The sequence below is a fragment of the Campylobacter sp. 110 genome (genome assembly GCF_002383965.1).
Taxonomy (GTDB): domain Bacteria; phylum Campylobacterota; class Campylobacteria; order Campylobacterales; family Campylobacteraceae; genus Campylobacter_D; species Campylobacter_D coli.
Window position 1 is genome coordinate 69,018 of record NZ_NXBD01000036.1, and the last position, 18,872, is coordinate 87,889.

Here is an 18,872-nt window from a genome sequence, read left to right on the forward strand (position 1 = left end):
AGTTAAAATTATAATATTTTTATTCTTTTGCTTAGCTAAGATTTGTTATAATTTTTTATGCAAAATAAAATAGATTATAAAAACATTAAAAAAATCGGACTTGCGGCGCGTCCTAATTCAAATTTAGACAAGGAAATTTTGATTCTAAAAGAAATTTTAGAAAAAAAAGGTGTGGAGCTTTTGCTCTATAAGGAAAGTTCTGAAATTGTAAAATTACCAAAATACGACCTTGATACATTGTTTGAGCTTTCAGATTTTGTAATTTCTTTGGGTGGTGATGGAACTTTGATTTCTTTATGCCGAAAAGCTTGCGAGTATAATAAAGCGGTTTTAGGAATTCATGCGGGTTATTTAGGATTTTTAACAGGTTTTAAAGTGGATGAAGCTGAAGTTTTTTTTGAAGCTTTTTTCAGGGGAGAATTTAGGGTAGAAAATCCTTTTTTATTGAGTATTATTTTAGAAAGTAATGATGGTCAAATCATGCAAAAATTTGCTTTTAATGATGTAGTGATCAGCAAGGATAGAAAAGCTTCTATGGCGCATATAGAGGTATTTCGCAAAGCTAAAAAATTTAACGAATATTTTGGAGATGGTCTTATAGTAGCTACTCCAGCAGGTTCTACAGCATACAATTTAAGTGCAAATGGGCCTATAGTTTATACTTTAGCGCAAGCTTTTATACTTACGCCCGTTTGTTCGCATTCTTTAACCCAACGCCCTATAGTACTGCCTAAGGACTTTGATCTTGAAATAGGCGCAAAAGATTGTATTTTTAGTATAGATGGACAAGAAAATTATAAAATGAATGATTTTAAAAGCGTTAAAGTGGGGCTTAGTGATAAAAGTGTGGCACTTATACATCCTAAAAATCGAGATTATTTTCAAATATTAAGAGAAAAATTAAATTGGGGACATTGATGATAAATAGAGTTTTGATGAAAGAAAATCTTGGCTTTAAAGAGGTTGAGCTTGAAATTTCTCAAGGGCTTACAGTCTTTACGGGTTTAAGCGGGGCGGGAAAGTCTGTACTCTTTAAGGGTATATTGTCTGCTTTTGCATTAAGCGAGAGTGAGGCAAAGCTTGTTGAGATTGAGCTTGATGATAAGATAGATTTAGAAGAATACGGCATAGAAGGTGAAGAGGAAAATGTTTTTAAGCTTTTAAAGGATAAAAATACAAAATATTTCATCAATAATCAAAGTATTTTAAAAAAAAGTTTGATTCATTTGAGTAAAAAATTTATTAAATATCTAAGTGCTAAAGAAATCAATGAATTTAGCAATGAGAAATTTTTAAATCTTTTAGATGCTTTAGAATGTGCGAAAAATCCTGAATTTGAAGATTTTTTATCTCATTTTAAAGATGATTATAAACAATGGCTTCAAATTTCAGAAGAGTTAACAGCAATTTTAGAAGAAGAAAAAAGGATTGAAGAGCTTAAAGAATTAGCAAGTGCACAGATTGAAAGAATTTCTAAAATCAATCCTAAAGTCGGAGAATACGAAGAGCTTTTAAATCTTAAAAAGAAATTATCAAAAAAAGACAAAATAGAAGCAGCTTGGGAAAAGGCAAGTGCTATTTTTGAATTAGAAAAAGTAGTTATTGATGCTTTAAATCTTAGCGAAAAAGATACGAGTTTTTTTAGCGAATGTTTAAATGAACTTCGTATCATAGCCGAAAATGAAAAAATCGAAGATTTGGATTTTGATATAGAAGAAGTACTCAATAGAATCGAAGATTTATCTTCTTTGATCAAGCGTTATGAGAGTATAGAAAATGCTTTAGAAGTGCTAGAAAATAAAAAAAATGAACTCGCTCATTATGATAATTTAAGCTTTGAAAAAAAAGAACTTGAAAAAAAACTAGAAAAAATCGAAAAGAAAATCAATCAAAGTACTCAGTTATTAACTCAAGCTCGTATGCAAAATTTAAAAACTTTAGAGGATTTTTTAAACGATTATCTAAAAAACCTTTATATGAAAAATGTGAGTTTGGAATTAGTAGATACTTCAAAAATCACTTCTTTGGGAAAAGATGAGATCAAATTAAGTATCAATGCTGCAAATTTAAAAAATTTAAGTTCAGGTGAGCTTAATCGTTTAAGACTTGCTTTTATCGCGACTGAGTGTAGAATTTTAAATTCAGGCACAGGGATAATATTTTTAGATGAGATTGATGCTAATTTAAGTGGTAAAGAAGCGATGAGTATAGCCAATGTTTTAAGTGAGCTTTCTGTTTTTTATCAAATTTTTGCTATATCTCACTTACCGCAGCTTTCTTCAAAAGCTCATAATCATTTTTTGGTTGAAAAAAATGCTTCTTGTAGCACGGTTAAAAAACTTAAAGATAAAGAGAGAATTAAAGAATTAGCAAGAATGATAAGTGGCGAGACTATCACAGATGAGGCTTTGGAATTTGCTAAAACTTTGTTTAAAGCTTAAGCGGAATTTTTATTTGTTTGTGTTAGAATTGGGTTTTTTTTAATTTTATTATAAAGATTTAGTTTTAAAAAAGGTATTTTTATAGATTATGAATAAAAAAATTTTATTGATTGATGATAATAAAATGCTTGGAAAGCTTTTAGCTAAAAAGATACAAACTACTTTAAATCATGAAGTTGATATTGTTTTTAGCCTTGCTGAAGTTAAGGCATTGCCCAATGATGAGTATTTTTTAACTTTTGCAGATTTATGCTTGCCTGATGCACCTAATGGGGAAGTGGTGGATTATATTTTGGCAAAAAATTGGCCTGTTATTGTATTAACCGCGAGCAACGATAAAGCTACAAGAGATAAATTTATGGATAAAGATATTTTAGATTATATCTTTAAAGAAAGCGATACCTGTATAGATCAGATTATAGATTCTATTGTCAAGCTTGAGCGTTATGCTAAGACTAAGGTTATCTTAGCACTAAGTAAACTTCCTGAACGCAATAAAATAAAAAAAATTCTCACACAAAGAAAATTTAATGTTTTGGCCGCTGCTCATGGTGAGGAAGCGATGAGTTATTTAAATGACAATAGCGATGTGAAGCTTATTATCGCTGATGCGAACATGCCTGTTATTAGCGGAAGTGAGCTTTTAAGCGAAATAAGAGCGCGTTTTAGTGATGATGAATTGGGTGTAATTATTTTAGGTGATAAAGATGATGCTTTAGAAGCTAGTTTACTTGTAAGTGGAGCTAATGAGTATTTGGTAAAACCCTTAAGTAAAGAAAGTTTAAATTGTCGCTTGGATAAATGTCTTCATTATATGGCCAATATGCAGTTTTTAAGCATTTATAACAATCTTGATCCTATTTCCGGGATAAAAAATTCCAATGCTTTATTGAGTTGCGTTGAAGATTATTTAAATGAAATTGTAAGCAAAGAAGAAGAATTTGCTTTTGCATTCTTAGATATAGATAATTTAAGAAATTTAAATGAAGAATACGGCTATGAAGTAGGGGATAAAATTATTAAAATTTGCGCTGATGAGATTGTTAATGAAACCAAAGGGCGTGATATTGTGGGTAGATATAGTGCTGAAAAAATTTGCATAGTATTAAAGAATATTTCGCAAGAAAGGGCGATTAAAATTCTTTCTCGCATTCGAGTCAATATAAAAAAAGCTGGAATTTTAGTCAATTTAGATGAAGTCTTTTTTACTGCTTCTATAGGGGTAGTTTTTGCCAAGAGTGGAGATAAATTTGAAATCTTAGTCGATAAAGCTTCAAAAGCACTTTCGCAAGCTAAGGCCAATGGTAAAGATAGAGTAGAAGTATGTTCTTAAATCTTGAATTTAAAGATGGTCTAAAGATCATCGATACTCATTGTCATTTAGATAGTGAAGTATTTAAAGAGGATTTAGATGAGCTTTTAAAGCATTCATTTGATAATGGTATAGAAAAAATCATCATACCAGGTGCAGATATTAAAGATTTACCTTATGCAGCAGAACTTGCTAGCAAATATGAAAATGTATTTTTTGCCGCAGGTGTGCATCCTTATGAGCTAGAAGGTTTTGATGAGAAAATTTTAAGAGCATATTTGCAAGACGAAAAATGCGTGTCCGTAGGTGAATGTGGACTTGATTATTTTCGTTTTAAAAGTGAAGATTTAGAAGAGAGAGAAAAAGAAAAAGAAGAGCAAAAAAGGCTTTTTGTAGCTCAACTTGAGCTAGCTAAAGAATTTAAAAAGCCTGTTATTATCCATTCTCGCGAAGCAAACAATGATACTTATGAAATTTTGCATGAGCATTCTAAAGAGCTTGTTGGAGGGGTTTTGCATTGTTTTAACGCAAGCGAACATTTATTGCGTCTTAGTGATGATGGATTTTATTTTGGAATCAGTGGTGTTTTAACATTTAAAAATGCTAAGAATTTAGTAAATATTTTACCACAAATTCCAAAAGATAGATTGTTGCTAGAAACCGATGCTCCCTATCTTACTCCAGAGCCTTATCGTGATAAAAGGAATGAGCCTTTATTGACTCAATTTGTAGCCAATAAAATGAGTGAAATTCTTGATTTACCAAGGCAAGAGCTTTTAAGGATTTGCTTGGAAAATTCTTATAGATTATTTTTTAAAGGTTAAATATGAAAAAAATTATATTTTGTTTTATTTTATTTTATAACTTTCTTTTTGCACAAACTACCACTCCTGAATTTTATGAAAGACAAATGAGTGTTTTAAGAAATTTAGACATTGATCCAAGTTTTATCAGTGATTTAGCTTTTGTGCAAAGTCAGCAGGATTTAAGATCAAAGCATGCTCCGACTTTGATTGATGGTATACAAAATTTCTCAAAAGTTACTCCTATGATAAGAAAAATTCTAGCACAACAAGAAGTTCCTGAAGAAATTTTATATCTAGCTATGGTAGAATCAGGATTAAAAGCACATAGCGTTTCTAATGCTAAGGCAGTAGGTGTGTGGCAATTTATGCAACCCACGGCAAGAAATTTAGGACTTAGAATTGATGCTTATGTTGATGAAAGACGCGATCCTGTAAAATCTACATATGCCGCGGTTCATTATCTAAAAAGCTTAAAAGAAGAATTTGGCAAATGGTATTTGGCGCTTTTAGCTTATAATTGTGGAAATGGGAAATTGCGTCAAGCAATAAAGCAAGCAGGAAGTGATGATTTAAGAGTATTAATCGATCCTGGTAAAAAATATCTTTCTTTAGAAACTAGAAATTTTATACGCAAAATTTTAACTTTAGCTTTCTTGGCTAATGATAGGGATTTTTTACTTGATAAAGATGGAGCTTTGGTTAATTATGCTTTAAATAACGATTTTGCAAAGGTTGATGCTCCTTCTTCGGTCGCATTAAAAGATTTGGCTAAAAATTTAAATATGGATTTGGCAACTTTTAAAAAATATAATCCACATTTTAAACATGGTTTTACTCCTCCAGGTAAGGGGTATTATATGTATATTCCTTTAAATAAAGTAGCTTTTTTTGATAAAAATTTTAAAGTTGAAAAGCTTGCAAAAGTAGATACAACCATACCTATGACTAAAATTTATGTTGTAAAATCAGGCGATTCTTTATATAAAATCGCTAAAAAATATAATACTAGCGTAGAGCAAATTCGAGAATTAAATAAAATCGCCAAAAATCACTTAAGTATCAATCAAAAATTAATCATACCTATTAAGGAGAATAAAAATGCAAACTATAAAACAAAAGCTAAAGAAAACTTTACCCAAGTTGTTAGCCGCTAGTTTAGTTGCAACTTTTTCTAGCGGATGCTTCGGAGGTCTTTTTTCTAGCGTAGGTTCAGCACAAATATATTATCCAAGTAATGATTTTCATAGTAGTCCTTCAGGATCCGGAAGTAAAGGAACTATGAAACCTTATACTATAAATGGTAAAACTTATTATCCAACTGTTGTATCAGTGGGTGAAACAGCAGATGGTATAGCAAGTTGGTATGGACCAGGTTTTCATGGTAAAAAAACTTCTAATGGTGAAACTTATAATCAAAATGGTTTAACCGCAGCTCACAAAACTTTACCTATGAATACCATTTTAAAGGTAACTAACCTAAACAATAACCGCCAAGTTACCGTGCGTGTTAACGATAGGGGTCCTTTTGTAAATAACAGAATTATAGATCTTTCTAAGGGTGCTGCAAGTCAAATCGATATGATTGCTGCAGGAACAGCTCCTGTGAGACTTGAGGTTATAGGTTTTGGTTCGGCTAGTTCAGGTAATAATGTCGTTCATTCAAATATAAATTATGGAGTTAGTGGCGGAATCGCAAATAACGGTCAAATTTATGAAGGTGGAAATTTTATGGTGCAAATTGGAGCGTTTAAAAATCCATCAGGAGCTCAAACTATAGCATCTAGATATAAAACTTATAGAACCTATTCTTCAACCATACGCAAAAGTTCGGTTGATGGCTTGAGTCGCGTTTTCTTGACAGGATTTAGAAGTGAAGAAGAGGCAAGAGATTTTGCAGCAAGTGGTGCATTTGCTGGTGCTTTTGTTGTGCGTGAGTAAAAATGATAGAATTGATATTTTTAGATGTAGATGGTTGTCTTACAGATGGTAAAATCATCTACACTTCCAATGGAAGTGTGATTAAAGAATTTGATGTTAAAGATGGTGCAGCTATAGAAGCTTGGATTAAGCTGGGTAAAAAAATTGCTATTATCACTGGAAGAAATTGTCCTTGTGTGAGTGCTCGTGCTAAGGATTTGAAAATAGAAATTGTACATCAGGGTGTTAAAGATAAATTAACTTGTGCTAAAAAAATTTTAGAAGAGCTGAATTTAGATTTTTCTCAATGTGCGGCTATAGGGGATTATTTTAATGATAAAAATTTACTTGAAAATGTTGACCTTAGTTTTAAGCCTAAGGATGCACATAGGGATTTAAAAGTCGATATCACACTTGATAAAAAAGGCGGAAAAGCAGCTGTGGCTCAAATGATAGAGTATATTATAAAGAAAAATGATATGCAAGAGGAATGGGATAAGCTTTGGCTATAAGAATTTTTGGAATTTTGATCGCTCTTTTTACTATTACTTTTACAATTTTAAGTTTGCAAGATCCTTATTCTTTAAATATTAAATCCTATGCTTTAAATTTTAAAAATATCGAAGCTTCCGATTTAAATGCTTACGAGCTTAATGCAAGCAATGTAAAATCATACTATAAAGCGCAATCTTGGGTGCGTTATGCAGATAAAGATGAGTTTGATAATTTTGTCAATTTTAATTTGGATTTTAATTTGAGTGCAAATAAATTGGAACTTAAAGGCAAGGAGATGGATAAGGTTTTGTTTGAAGGCAATGTTACCTACATAGGTTTAAATAATACAAAAATTTTTGCTGATAAAGTAGAGTATGCGCCTAAAAATAAAATTTTAAGCACCAATACAGGATTTAAAGCTTTGATAAATGGAAGCATTATTAACGGAAATACTTTAAACTACGATGTAGAAAAGAAAATTTTACAAGTTCAAGGAGTGAATGCGTGGTTAGAAAGATAATTTTATTTTTGATGAGTATCAGTATATCTTTAGCTAGCCAGATAGAGGTTAAGGCCTTAAATTTTTATTCGGATGAAAATAAGGGTGAAAGCATACTCAGTGGCAATGTTGAAATCATAAGGGGCGATGATATTTTAACTGCTGAAAAAGTGATTATATATACAGATAAAAATCGCAAACCTATGCGTTACGAAGCTGTGCAAAATGCTAATTTTAAAATTGTTTTAAAGGGAAAAACTTATAAGGGGAGTGGAGATAAATTTATTTATAATGTGGCTAAAGATATTTATGAAATTGATGGAAATGCTTTTATTAACGAACTTGAAAGTAATCAAAAGCTTTATGGTGATAGGATAATAGTAGATAAGAGAAATAATGTTTATCGTGTTGAAAGCAAGGATAAAAAGCCTGCTCGATTTATATTTGATTTAGAGCAAAAATGATAACAAGTGCTAAATTTATCACCTCTTTAGACAAATTTGATAAAAATTTTGCATCCCATTTTAGCGAAGTGGCATTTTTAGGAAGATCAAATGTGGGAAAAAGTTCTTTAATTAATTCTTTATGTAAGCAAAAAAAGCTTGCTAAGAGTTCTGCTACACCTGGAAAAACGCAATTGATTAATATTTTTGAAGTTTTATGTAAGAAGGATGAGGATAAATTTAGTATCCATTTTATTGATTTGCCCGGTTTTGGTTATGCAAAAGTTTCAAAAAATCTAAAAGAAATATGGAATAAAAATTTAGATGAGTTTTTAAAATTAAGAAGTTCGATTAAACTTTTTGTGCATTTGATTGATTCAAGACATACAAATTTGGATATTGATTTAAATTTGGACGAGTATTTAAAAAGTTTTTTAAAACCTGATCAAAGAGTATTAAAAGTGTTTACAAAATGTGATAAACTCAATCAAAGTGAAAAAGCCAAGCTCAAAAATAATTTTAAAGATGCCATTTTAATATCCAATTTAAACAAAATGGGTCTTGATGATTTAGAACATGAAATTATTAAGCAAACTTTAGGTTTATAAAATGAGAAAAACTATCAGTGCTTATAAGGTAAAACTGAATGGAAGTTATGTTTTTTTAGGTTTTTTGTGTATCTTATATCAAATTTTAGGCTCTGTTTTTCTTTATATGCCTTTGCTTTACGGTGTGTTTTTTTGTTATATGTATTTTCTTTTAGAAGAAAGGGAAAAAACATTCAATAAGCTTGATTTTAGGTGGTATTTTTCTTTATTTTTTTTATTTTTTACAGATATAACTTATGATTTTTTTCTCTTTTCTTCTTGGCTTGCCTTTGTTATTTTTTATTATACTTGTGCAGATTGGATTAAAACAAATTTAAAAATAGGAAAAATTATTCCCATTATACTTGTCCTTTGTGTTTATGCTTTTATTTTTATTTTAGATGCTATTCTTTCGTACGTAGGAGATCAAGAGTTTAAAATACCAAATTTTGGCTATATGATATCGATTATGTTTGAGTGTTTGTTTGCTTATATGTTATTTAGGAGTAAGTTCTAATGAGAATGCGTTTGGTTGTTGGCTTTATATTATTGTTTTTTATATTTTTATTAAGCCGTGTGTATTATTTAAGTATAAAATCAAATGTGTATTATGAAGAACTTGCCAAACAAAATGCTATAAAAACTGAATTTATAGCCCCAACTCGCGGACAAATTTTAGATCGCAATGGCACTCCTTTAGCGATTAATGATTTGGGTTTTAGTATTTCTATTAAGCCTTATTTAACTCTAAAAAGGGCAAATAGAGGTGTATTAGAAAAAGAATTAAATCAGCTTCAAGGATTTTTTCCTGATTTAAACACTACTAAGCTTGCTGAATTTTATAAGAGGAATGACTCTTATTATAATCAAGATTTTATTAAAATCATAGACTTTATACCTTCTCAAGAAATGATGAAGCATTATTCAGAACTCAATTTAAATCAAAACATACGCATAGATCCTGCAGTGCAAAGAAAATATCCTTTTGGAAAACTAGCTTCGCATATCATAGGCTATGTAGGCAAGGCAGATTTGCAAGATATTAAAGAAAATGAAATTTCAAAGCTTACCAATTTTACAGGAAAGAGTGGGATAGAGCGTTATTATAATGATGTTTTACAAGGAGAAAAAGGAACTAAGATTTATAAGGTTAATGCCTTAAATCAAGAAGTGGAGCAACTCTCCTATACTTCGGCACTTTCTAATGATATAGAACTTACTATAGATATAGAACTTCAAAGCTTTTTAACGCAACTCTTTGAGGATAATGCGGGTGCTGCTATTATTATGGATATTAGCGATGGTTCTATTTTGGCAGCAGGAAGCTTTCCTGAATACGATTTAAATCCTTTTGTAACCGGAATTTCTTATAAAGAATGGGACGAGCTTTCTAATAATCTTGATCATCCTTTTACAAATAAACTTATCAATGGATATTATCCCCCAGGTTCTGTTGTTAAAATGGGTGTTGGTTTGTCTTTTTTAAATTCAAAAAGTATCAATCCCTCAACCCAATTTTTTTGCAATGGTAGCATAGAGCTTGGCGGGAGATTTTTTCGTTGTTGGAATAGAGCAGGGCATGGAGCTGTAGATTTAAAACATGCGATAAAAGCAAGTTGTGATGTTTATTTTTACGATGGAAGTTTGCAAGTGGGTATAGATCAAATAAGTCGTACTTTATCACGCATAGGCTTTGGAGCTAAAACCGGTGTGGATTTACCTAATGAATTTGTGGGAATTTTGCCAAGTAGAGAATGGAAAATGCAAAGATATAAGCAAGCTTGGTTTCAAGGTGATACCTTAAATACTTCCATAGGGCAAGGAAATTTCTTGGCTACACCTATGCAGATTGCCAGATATACAGCTCAAATTGCAAAAGGTGCTGAAGTTGTACCTCACTTTCTAAAAAGTGTAGAAAATAATAATACTATCACAGAAGATAAAGCGCAAGATAGTAATGAAATTTTCACCCTTTTTGAAAAAAGTCAACTCCCCTATATAAGAGATGCGATGTATGCGGTTGCTAATGAGCAAGGAGGTACTTCTTATCATTATTTGCGCAATTTAGAAGTAAAAGTTGCTGCTAAAACAGGAACTGCACAGGTGGTGGGTTTTTCTCAAGCTGATAAAAATAGGGTTGATGAAAAGCAACTTAGATATTACACAAGATCGCACGCTTGGGTAACTTCTTATGCACCTTATTCTAAACCGCGTTATGTGGTTACTGTTTTAGTAGAACATGGTGGAAGAACGATAAGTTCAGGTGTTGCTACAGCAAAGATCTATCAAAAAATGATAGAACTTGGATATTTTAAACCAGAAAATAAAGCTAATAGCCCAAAAAAGAACTAGAAAAAATATTATTTTTTTAAGATTTCTTTTTGTTAAACCGCTTTAGTTCTTTCTTTGAGCCATTTTAAAGCTTTTAAATTATCATGAAGTTTAGGAGAGAGTTTTTCATAAACTTCTTTATGATAAGTATTAATCCACGCTTTTTCTTTGGTATCTAATAAGGTTTTATTGATACAACTGATTTCAAAAGGGCAAAGCGTTAAGGGTTTAAAATATAAAAATTCACCAAAATCTTTGTTTTTGGGATTTTCTATTTTTGCATTAACAACCAAATTTTCAAGCCTAATACCCCATTTTCCTGTTCTATAAATTCCAGGTTCTATAGAAGTTAACATACCTTCTTTAGCCTTTGTTTTTTCAAGCACAGGGCTAAAATAAGAAAGAGCTTGCGGACCTTCATGGACATTTAAAAAATAACCCACTCCATGACCTGTGCCGTGTGTATAATCAAGTTGTTCTTGCCATAAAGGAGCTCTTGTGATAGCATCAAGTAAAGGCATGGCAATATCTTTTGGAAAAATAGTACTTGCTATGGCTATGTGTGCTTTTAAAACTAGGGTATAATCATGAATTTGTTTCTCGTTTAACTCACCTATAGCTACAACTCTAGTAATATCCGTGGTGCCATTTTTATATTGCCCGCCCGAATCTATAAGCAATAATCCATTTTTTTGGATATAAGAAAAGCTTTCTTTTTCGGCTTTATAATGCGGTAAAGCTGCATTAGCGTTAAATCCTGCTATGGTAGAAAAACTATTGCTAATATAATAAGGACTTTGAGATCTAAATTCAGTGATTTTAGTATCGATATCAAGCTCACTGATTTGTGTATTATTTTTGATATTTTCTTCAAGCCAAGCAAAAAATTTACATAAAGCTACTCCATCTTCTATCATGGCATTTTGTATATGTGCGATTTCCTTATCTGTCTTGATAGCTTTTAAATGGGTGCTAGGATTGATCTCTTCTAAAATTTCAACGCTTTTATTTAAAATTTCAATGAGTAAAGCAGTTGTTTTTGAAGGCTCAATGAGTAAATTTGTATTTTGGAGTTTTTTAAGCTCATCTTGAATTTTATTATAATCCTTAAGCCAAATTCCATCTAAATTTAATTTTTTTTCAAGTTCAAAGTCAATTTTTTCCCTATCTATAAAAAGCAAAGCCTTTTCTTCCAAGATTAGTAAATGACTTAAAAATATAGGATTGTAATTTACATCGCTTCCTCTTAAATTAGTAATCCATGCTATATCATCAAGACTGGAAATAAGATGATTTTTTGCTTGTAGTTTGTTCATTTTTTCACGCACTAATAATAGTTTTTCTTTTCTAGAATAGGAGCAATATTCTAATTCATGTTCATAAACCTTATTTTTAGGTAACGCAGGACGATCTTCCCAAATGAGGCTGATTAAATCGATATTTTTTAGCTCGGCTTTGCAGTTTTTTTGTATTTCTTTTTGTAAAGATAAGGATAAAACTGAAAAATCTATACCTAAATTTTGCTTCTCATTTAAATTTTCTTTTAGCCATTTTAAAAAGGTATTATTTGCATCTTGTTTTTGTAAAAGTATGCCACTACCTTCTAATTCCTTTTGTGCTTGAATCCAATACCTTCCATCTGTCCATAAAAAAGCATCTTGAGAAGTGATAATTAAGCTTCCAGCAGAGCCCTTAAGGCCACTTACAAAAGCTCTGCTTTGATAAAAGCTAGGCAAATACTCATTTAAATGCGGATCAGCACTTAGGATCAAATAAGCGTCAAGTTTTTCTTTTATCATGAATTGTCTGATTTTTTTAACTCTTATTTTATGGATATTCATTTTTTTTCCTTTTAAATTTGCGTTATTTTTATAAATCTTTTTATCAAAATAACATTATAGCCTTTATAGATAAAAAGCTATAGTATTTATTTTAGTTTTGCTAGGGAAATAAAAGAAAGCGTTAGTTTTAAATGAAGATTTAAACTTGTTGTATTGTCAATTTCAAATTTGTGGATTTGATAGTGCAAGTCTGAATTTTCTAATTGTTTCATAAAGGAAAGTATTGGACTAAAATCACCAAAAATATTGAGTGAAATTTTATGATAAGAATTTTCTTCTGATTGCAACCACTCTATATTAGAGATCCAAAGATTGTTTTCAAGAGCTAGATTTTGCAAATTTTTAATGTATGTTTCATGGTTTTTATTAAAAACATTAAGATAGTTTTCATAACTTTTTATTTTATCTTGGATAAAAACAAGCTCTTTTTCAAGTTGTTTTATTTGTTGGCTTAAATCTTGATTTGTCGTGATTATTTTATCCATATCATTACTTTGAATGAAAAATTCATGATTAAAAAAGCTTTTTAAGTAAGAATGGTAAAAATGAAAAGAGAGTAATATTGCTAGGAGTATGGTTGTAAGATATATTAAAATTTTCTCCCTAGGACTTAGATTTTCTAAAAATTGCTCAATTTGATTCATTATAATGCTCTTAAAGTGATTTCGTGCAAGGATTTATCTTGTGAGATAAGACTAAATTGGGGACTTGTAAATTGAAGTGCTTTATTAAAATCCTCTTCGTTGCTAAATTTTATAGTGATAAGGGTTTTATCTATCATGAGATTAGAAATTCTTAAAGAATGATCATTTAGCCATGCAATAGCCTTTGTTAAAATCAAAATTGTATTTTTATCCGCTTTAAAATTTTGCGTAATTTTAGATAGTTGTTCAGAGTATTTTTCTAATAAAAGATTTTGAGTTTGAATTTCTAATTGAAGTTGTTCTATATTGGCCTTAAGTTTTTGGCTTTGTTTTTCTTGAATTTCATAGATTTTATTTTGTGAAATTTCATTTTGTATATGTGTTGTTTTGGCATTTTGGTATTGCGCAAAGTCAATTAATGATAAAACTACAATACTGATTATAAAACTTAGAGCAAATAAGAAAATAAATTTAAAATACCAAGGAAGATATTTTTTATAGTGTTTGATAAAATTAGCATTTTTATCAAGATGGTGAATGCTATGTTTTGAAAGTGCGATTTTATCTTCTTGAATCATTTTAAAAGGAAGTTTTGCTTTTGCACTTATAAGATCGAAAATTTCATGAGCTTTTGTGCTTAGCAGTATTTTGCTTTCATAGTGTTGCAAAAGCTCTAAAATACGGCTTTTGTTTATAAATTCTTCTATATTATCACAAAAATCGAGTGTTTTGAAAGTTTTAAATTTACCTTGCTCGTAAAAACATAAAAATACTTTTTGCGGTTTTATTTCCAAGATACAAAAATTCTCTTCTTTGATTTTATTTTCCAAAAATAAGCTTTGAAAGATGAGGGGTTGGGGAAAACAAAATTGAGTTTTGGGTAGTTTTGCAACCCGTGCTAAAAAACAATGATAGATTTGATCTTGTTTTAAAAAAGCCAATTGATATTCAAAAGGATTTTGAAGATCGCATTCTTTTGTTAGCTCTTTAAAAAGGTCATCTTCTTCAAAATTGCCATTTTTTTGTTTGTAGATAAGATTTTCAAAACTTATAAAATGAGCTTTATTCTTCATAATTTAGAATTTTTTTAAGAAAAATTTCATCTTTTTGCCAATTTTTCTTTACAATGACAAAAAGCTTTAAGAGTACTTTGTTTTGAATGAGTTTTGAAATTTTAAATCTCGCATCTTTTCCTATTCTTTTAAGTGTCGTTCCATCTTTTCCTATAAGCATGGCTTTATGGGAATTTGTATCGGTGATAATTTGCGCATCAATGATAAAAAGATTGGATGTTTCTTTGGTATTTTTTATCATAATTTCACAAGAATAAGGCAATTCTTCGCTTAAATTTTCATAAATACTTTCAAGTATAAATTCTCTAAAAATATTTTTTTGAGAACTAGGTGTTAAAAATTCACTATCATAAAAATGCTCATGTTCAGGCAAGAGCTTACATAGCTCGTTTAGTAGCGGTTTTTGATAACTCTTTTTCTTGCAAGAATAAGGCAAGATAGCCTTAAAATACTCACTGAATTTTGCATATTCATTGAGTTTTTTTAAAAGTGCGCCATTATCAGCTAGATCTACTTTGTTAAGAACGATGATATGAGGAACTTTAGGATTTAAGCTTAGGAAATTTTCATAATCTTTTACACTATCAAAAATACTCGCAACAAACAAGATAACATCGCAATCACCCATAGATTTTATAGCGCTTTGGATAAGAAATTGATTAAGCGTTGCTTTGCTTTCATGAAGACCAGGTGTATCTATAAAGATGATCTGATCTTCACCATTCATGACTATAGCTTTGATTTTACGCCTTGTGGCATTTTGTTTGTGAGAAACTAGGGCGATTTTTTCTTCTAGCAAGGAATTAATTAAAGTGCTTTTTCCTGCATTGGTACGCCCTATGATGCTAACAAAGCCACTTTTCACAAAATATACCTTGCAAGATCTTTATTTTCTATAATATCTCCAAGTTTTTCTTCCACCATTTTTTTATCAACTACGAATTTTTTACCCGCATACTCATCTGCTTCAAAGCTTAAATCTTCAAGCAATTTTTCTATAACTGTATGCAAGCGTCTAGCACCTATATCTTGCATTTCTTCATTGGCTTTAGAAGCAATTTTTGCAATCTCTTTAATCGCTTCATCATCAAATTCAAGTTCTAAATTCTCAGTTTTTAAAAGCTGTTCGTATTGTTTTAAAAGTGAATTTTTAGGGCGTGTTAGAATTTCATAAAGTGCTTTATCATCAAGACTATCTAGCTCTACTCTTAAAGGAAAACGACCTTGAAGTTCAGGGATTAAATCGCTTGGTTTGCTAAGATGAAAAGCCCCTGCAGCGATAAAAAGGATATGATCGGTTTTTAAAGTGCCGATCTTTGTTTGTACGCTTGAGCCTTCAACTATAGGAAGTAAATCTCTTTGAACACCCTCTTTGCTTGGATCTTGGCGATTTGAATTTCCACTTGAAACCGCAATTTTATCAATCTCATCTATAAAAATAATTCCTTCATTTTCCGCTCTTTTTAAAGCTTCACTTTTAATGCTTTCTTGATCTAAAATCTTCTCTGCTGCTTCATTTTTAAGAGCATTTTTGGCATCTTTAATTTTCATTTCTTTTTTGACTTTTTTACTGCCAACGCCTATAACTTTAACTATATCTTGCATTGCTCCCATTTCAGGCGGTAAATTAGGATTTGTATCAAACATGCTTTGCGAAATTTCTATCTCTATCACACTTTCATCTAAATCCCCATTTCTAAGTTTTGTTCTCATTTTTTCAAGGCTATTTTTATACTCTTCTTGTTTTTCATCACTGATGCCTTTAGGTAAAGGGGGAAGAAGTTTTTCTAAAATTTTATTTTCTATAAATTCATCGATTTTATCTTTATTTTTTTCTCTTTGTTCATTTTTTACCAAATTTAAAGCTGCATTTGCAAGATCTCTTACCATGCTTTCTACATCACGACCTACAAAGCCTACCTCTGTGTATTTACTCGCTTCGATTTTAATAAAAGGAAAGCCCATCATCTTAGCCAAACGCCTTGCAATTTCAGTTTTGCCCACACCTGTTGATCCTATCATAAGGATATTTTTTGGCACTATATCATCTTGGAGTTCAGGGCTAAGTTGCATTCTTCGGTAGCGGTTTCTTAGGGCTATTGCTATAATTTTTTTAGCTTTTTTTTGTCCTATGACATAATCATCTAAAAATTTAACGATTTCTTTTGGAGTTAGATTCATTTTTCATCCTCAATTACATAAGTTTTTATATTGGTATTGGTATAAATGCAAATTTCACCCGCGATTTGAAGACTTGATTTGACTAGTTCTTCTTCATCCAAATTTGCATGTTTTGCCAAGGCTCTAGCTGCTGAAAGCGCGTAATTCCCACCACTTCCTATAGCTGCGATTTGTCCATCTTCAGGTTCGACCACATCGCCTGTACCAGAAAGTAGAAAAATGTGATTTCTATCAAGTACAAGCATCATGGCTTCAAGTTTTCTTAGGTATTTGTCTTTTCTCCATTCTTTAGAAAAATCAATCGCTGCCTTTAAGAGATCACCCTTAGAACTTTGAAGGAGATTTTCAAACATATCAAAAAGATTAAAAGCATCAGCTGTGGATCCTGCAAAACCTGCCAAAACTTTGCCATTGTTGAGTTTTCTAATCTTTACAGCATTGCCTTTTAGCACCGTATTTCCAAAGCTTACTTGTCCATCTCCGCCAATTACGGATTTATTTTTACCTTTGTAAGCTAAAATTGTTGTTGCGTGAAACATTATTCTGCCTTTATGTTTATATTAAATTTTGCGTGGATAGCATGACCTAACTTAACGCTAACTTCGTGGATTCCTAAGCTTTTTAAGGTATCGCATTCTAAGCTTTTTTTATCGATTTCTATATGGGTTTGCTCTTTTAAAGCATGAGCGATTTCATCTTTAGTTACCCCACCAAACAAGCTTCCATTAGCTCCTACAGGCTTTGAAATTTCAAGTGTAACTTTGCTAAGTTCTTCTTTTAGTTTTTCTAAATTTGCAAGTTCAAAGCGTAAATTCTCCGCTTCTTTTTTCTTATCACTTTCGTATTTTCTTAAAACTTCATTTGTTGCTGCCTTAGCAAAGCCTTTAGCAATGAGAAAATTTTGACCATAACCATCTTTTACTTCTTTGATTTCCCCTGCTTTTCCAAGAGCTTTAACATCTTTGATTAATAATACTTTCATTTTTTAATCCTTGTTTAAAATTTTCTTCCGTTTTTTCCTGCAATAATAAAACGCAAAGCATTCAGTTTAATAAAGCCTGCTGCGTCTTTTTGATTATACACTTCATCTTCTTCAAAGGTACAATAAGCTGCATTAAATAAGCTATCGTTAGCACTTTCTCGGCCTATAACCATTACATTACCTTTATAAAGTTCAAGTTTTACTCTACCATTGGTATGTTTTTGAGATTCGTCGATTAGAGCCTGAAGCATCATTCTTTCAGGCGAGAACCAATAGCCATTATAAATCAAACTTGCATATTTTGGCATAAGTTCATCTTTTAAATGCGCAGCTTCTCTATCTAGTGTGATGCTTTCAATTGCACGGTGTGCTTTTAAGAGTATAGTTCCTCCTGGTGTTTCATAGCAGCCACGACTTTTCATTCCTACATAGCGATTTTCTACTATATCAAGGCGTCCTATGCCATGTTTTGCACCAAGCTCATTAAGCTTGCTTAAAAGCCCAGCAGGGCTTAAATGCTCTCCATTGATGGCAACTAAATCTCCCTTTTGAAAATCAAGTTCTATAATCTCACTTTCATTCGGTGCTTCTTTTGGACTTTTACTCCATCTCCACATATCCTCTTCAGGTGCGTGTGCAGGATCTTCTAAAACAAGTCCTTCATAAGAAATATGAAGCAAATTTGCATCCATAGAATAAGGAGATTTCCCTTTTTTCTTAGAAATATCAATACCATGTTTTTGCGCATAAGCTAAGAGTTTTTCGCGGCTATTTAAATCCCATTCACGCCAAGGAGCAATGATTTTTAAGTCAGGATTAAAGGCTAAATAACCTAATTCAAAACGCACCTGATCATTTCCTTTTCCCGTAGCCCCATGACTTACCGCATCAGCTCCTGTTTGCAGGGCAATTTGTGCTTGAGTTTTTGCAATCAAAGGTCTTGCTATGCTAGTTCCAAGTAAGTATTCACCCTCATAAATAGTATTGGCTCTAAACATAGGAAATACATAATCTTTAACAAATTCTTCTCTTAAATCTTTAATGAAAACATTTTCTTCTTTAATCCCTAATGAAAGAGCTTTTTTTCTAGCAGGTTCGAGCTCTTCGCCCTGTCCAATATCTGCTGTAAAAGTTACTACTTCGCATTTGTATTCATCTTGAAGCCATTTTAAAATAATACTTGTATCAAGTCCGCCAGAATATGCCAAAACGACTTTTTTTACTTCATTTTTCATAGAGTATCCTTTGTCAATATTGATTTAATTGTCAAATTGTATCTAAAATTCATTAAAGAAAAGTTTTTAAATTGATGAAGAAAAG

General features: G+C 31.1%; 20 protein-coding genes. 12 read left to right on the plus strand and 8 right to left on the minus strand.

Annotation, left to right across the window (positions count from 1 at the left end; genetic code table 11):
* The first annotated feature begins 57 nt into the window (after positions 1–57).
* From BGS43_RS04345 to mrdA, 12 genes are all read left to right on the plus strand, one after another.
* Positions 58–918: an NAD(+) kinase gene (locus BGS43_RS04345; RefSeq protein WP_096568945.1), complete on the plus strand. Its 861-nt coding sequence runs from the start codon at positions 58–60 to the stop codon at positions 916–918.
* Entirely contained in the window at positions 918–2,441 is a 1,524-nt protein-coding gene (locus BGS43_RS04350) for an AAA family ATPase (RefSeq protein ID WP_096568948.1), read from the plus strand. The genes BGS43_RS04345 and BGS43_RS04350 overlap by 1 nt, the downstream gene beginning before the upstream one ends.
* An 88-nt stretch (positions 2,442–2,529) precedes the next feature.
* Positions 2,530–3,774, plus strand: a complete 1,245-nt coding sequence (cbrR, locus tag BGS43_RS04355) for a bile resistance response regulator CbrR (protein WP_002825347.1) — start codon at positions 2,530–2,532, stop codon at positions 3,772–3,774.
* On the plus strand, positions 3,765–4,577 hold the full coding sequence (locus tag BGS43_RS04360; RefSeq protein WP_096568951.1) for a TatD family hydrolase: 813 nt from the start codon (positions 3,765–3,767) through the stop codon (positions 4,575–4,577). The genes cbrR and BGS43_RS04360 overlap by 10 nt, the downstream gene beginning before the upstream one ends.
* 2 nt (positions 4,578–4,579) lie before the next feature.
* Positions 4,580–5,713, plus strand: a complete 1,134-nt coding sequence (locus BGS43_RS04365) for a lytic transglycosylase domain-containing protein (RefSeq protein WP_057038786.1) — start codon at positions 4,580–4,582, stop codon at positions 5,711–5,713.
* Positions 5,658–6,497 carry a septal ring lytic transglycosylase RlpA family protein gene (locus tag BGS43_RS04370; protein ID WP_002825350.1) on the plus strand — a complete coding sequence of 280 codons (840 nt, stop codon included), beginning with the start codon at positions 5,658–5,660 and terminating at the stop codon, positions 6,495–6,497. The genes BGS43_RS04365 and BGS43_RS04370 overlap by 56 nt, the downstream gene beginning before the upstream one ends.
* Before the next feature lie 2 nt (positions 6,498–6,499).
* On the plus strand, positions 6,500–6,988 hold the full coding sequence (locus BGS43_RS04375) for an HAD hydrolase family protein (RefSeq protein WP_002825351.1): 489 nt from the start codon (positions 6,500–6,502) through the stop codon (positions 6,986–6,988).
* A complete protein-coding gene (locus tag BGS43_RS04380; RefSeq protein ID WP_025398816.1) occupies positions 6,979–7,491 on the plus strand; it encodes a hypothetical protein in 513 nt (170 codons plus the stop codon). The genes BGS43_RS04375 and BGS43_RS04380 overlap by 10 nt, the downstream gene beginning before the upstream one ends.
* A gap of 11 nt (positions 7,492–7,502) precedes the next feature.
* The gene (gene lptA / locus BGS43_RS04385) at positions 7,503–7,934 is read left to right on the plus strand and encodes a lipopolysaccharide transport periplasmic protein LptA (protein WP_002776390.1); all 432 of its coding nucleotides are present in this window, start codon (positions 7,503–7,505) and stop codon (positions 7,932–7,934) included.
* Complete coding sequence (gene yihA, locus BGS43_RS04390) at positions 7,931–8,521, plus strand: ribosome biogenesis GTP-binding protein YihA/YsxC (RefSeq protein ID WP_002825353.1); 591 nt, start codon at positions 7,931–7,933, stop codon at positions 8,519–8,521. Before lptA ends, yihA begins: the two co-directional genes overlap by 4 nt.
* Position 8,522: 1 nt before the next feature.
* Positions 8,523–9,017: a hypothetical protein gene (locus BGS43_RS04395; RefSeq protein WP_002825355.1), complete on the plus strand. Its 495-nt coding sequence runs from the start codon at positions 8,523–8,525 to the stop codon at positions 9,015–9,017.
* Positions 9,017–10,852 (plus strand): penicillin-binding protein 2, encoded by a 1,836-nt coding sequence (gene mrdA, locus BGS43_RS04400; RefSeq protein ID WP_002776395.1) that lies wholly within the window; start codon positions 9,017–9,019, stop codon positions 10,850–10,852. The genes BGS43_RS04395 and mrdA overlap by 1 nt, the downstream gene beginning before the upstream one ends.
* A gap of 32 nt (positions 10,853–10,884) precedes the next feature.
* On the opposite strand, the gene BGS43_RS04405 is transcribed toward mrdA, so the two are convergent.
* The 8 genes from BGS43_RS04405 to BGS43_RS04440 all read right to left on the minus strand — a co-directional run bounded on the left by BGS43_RS04405 (position 10,885) and on the right by BGS43_RS04440 (position 18,787).
* Positions 10,885–12,672 (minus strand): aminopeptidase P family protein, encoded by a 1,788-nt coding sequence (locus BGS43_RS04405; RefSeq protein WP_096568954.1) that lies wholly within the window; start codon positions 12,670–12,672, stop codon positions 10,885–10,887.
* Positions 12,673–12,758: 86 nt separating this feature from the next.
* Positions 12,759–13,316, minus strand: coding sequence for a hypothetical protein (locus tag BGS43_RS04410; protein WP_025398819.1), 558 nt, complete (start codon positions 13,314–13,316; stop codon positions 12,759–12,761).
* Positions 13,316–14,389: a hypothetical protein gene (locus BGS43_RS04415; protein WP_002825359.1), complete on the minus strand. Its 1,074-nt coding sequence runs from the start codon at positions 14,387–14,389 to the stop codon at positions 13,316–13,318. The genes BGS43_RS04410 and BGS43_RS04415 overlap by 1 nt, the downstream gene beginning before the upstream one ends.
* Positions 14,379–15,254 carry a GTPase Era gene (gene era / locus BGS43_RS04420; RefSeq protein WP_042962506.1) on the minus strand — a complete coding sequence of 292 codons (876 nt, stop codon included), beginning with the start codon at positions 15,252–15,254 and terminating at the stop codon, positions 14,379–14,381. Before era ends, BGS43_RS04415 begins: the two co-directional genes overlap by 11 nt.
* Entirely contained in the window at positions 15,251–16,570 is a 1,320-nt protein-coding gene (gene hslU / locus BGS43_RS04425) for an ATP-dependent protease ATPase subunit HslU (protein ID WP_002776406.1), read from the minus strand. The genes era and hslU overlap by 4 nt, the downstream gene beginning before the upstream one ends.
* Positions 16,567–17,109, minus strand: coding sequence for an ATP-dependent protease subunit HslV (hslV, locus tag BGS43_RS04430; protein ID WP_002776411.1), 543 nt, complete (start codon positions 17,107–17,109; stop codon positions 16,567–16,569). The genes hslU and hslV overlap by 4 nt, the downstream gene beginning before the upstream one ends.
* A complete protein-coding gene (gene rplI / locus BGS43_RS04435) occupies positions 17,109–17,552 on the minus strand; it encodes a 50S ribosomal protein L9 (RefSeq protein ID WP_002825363.1) in 444 nt (147 codons plus the stop codon). The genes hslV and rplI overlap by 1 nt, the downstream gene beginning before the upstream one ends.
* A gap of 14 nt (positions 17,553–17,566) precedes the next feature.
* On the minus strand, positions 17,567–18,787 hold the full coding sequence (locus tag BGS43_RS04440) for an argininosuccinate synthase (RefSeq protein ID WP_057032553.1): 1,221 nt from the start codon (positions 18,785–18,787) through the stop codon (positions 17,567–17,569).
* Positions 18,788–18,872: the final 85 nt, after the last annotated feature.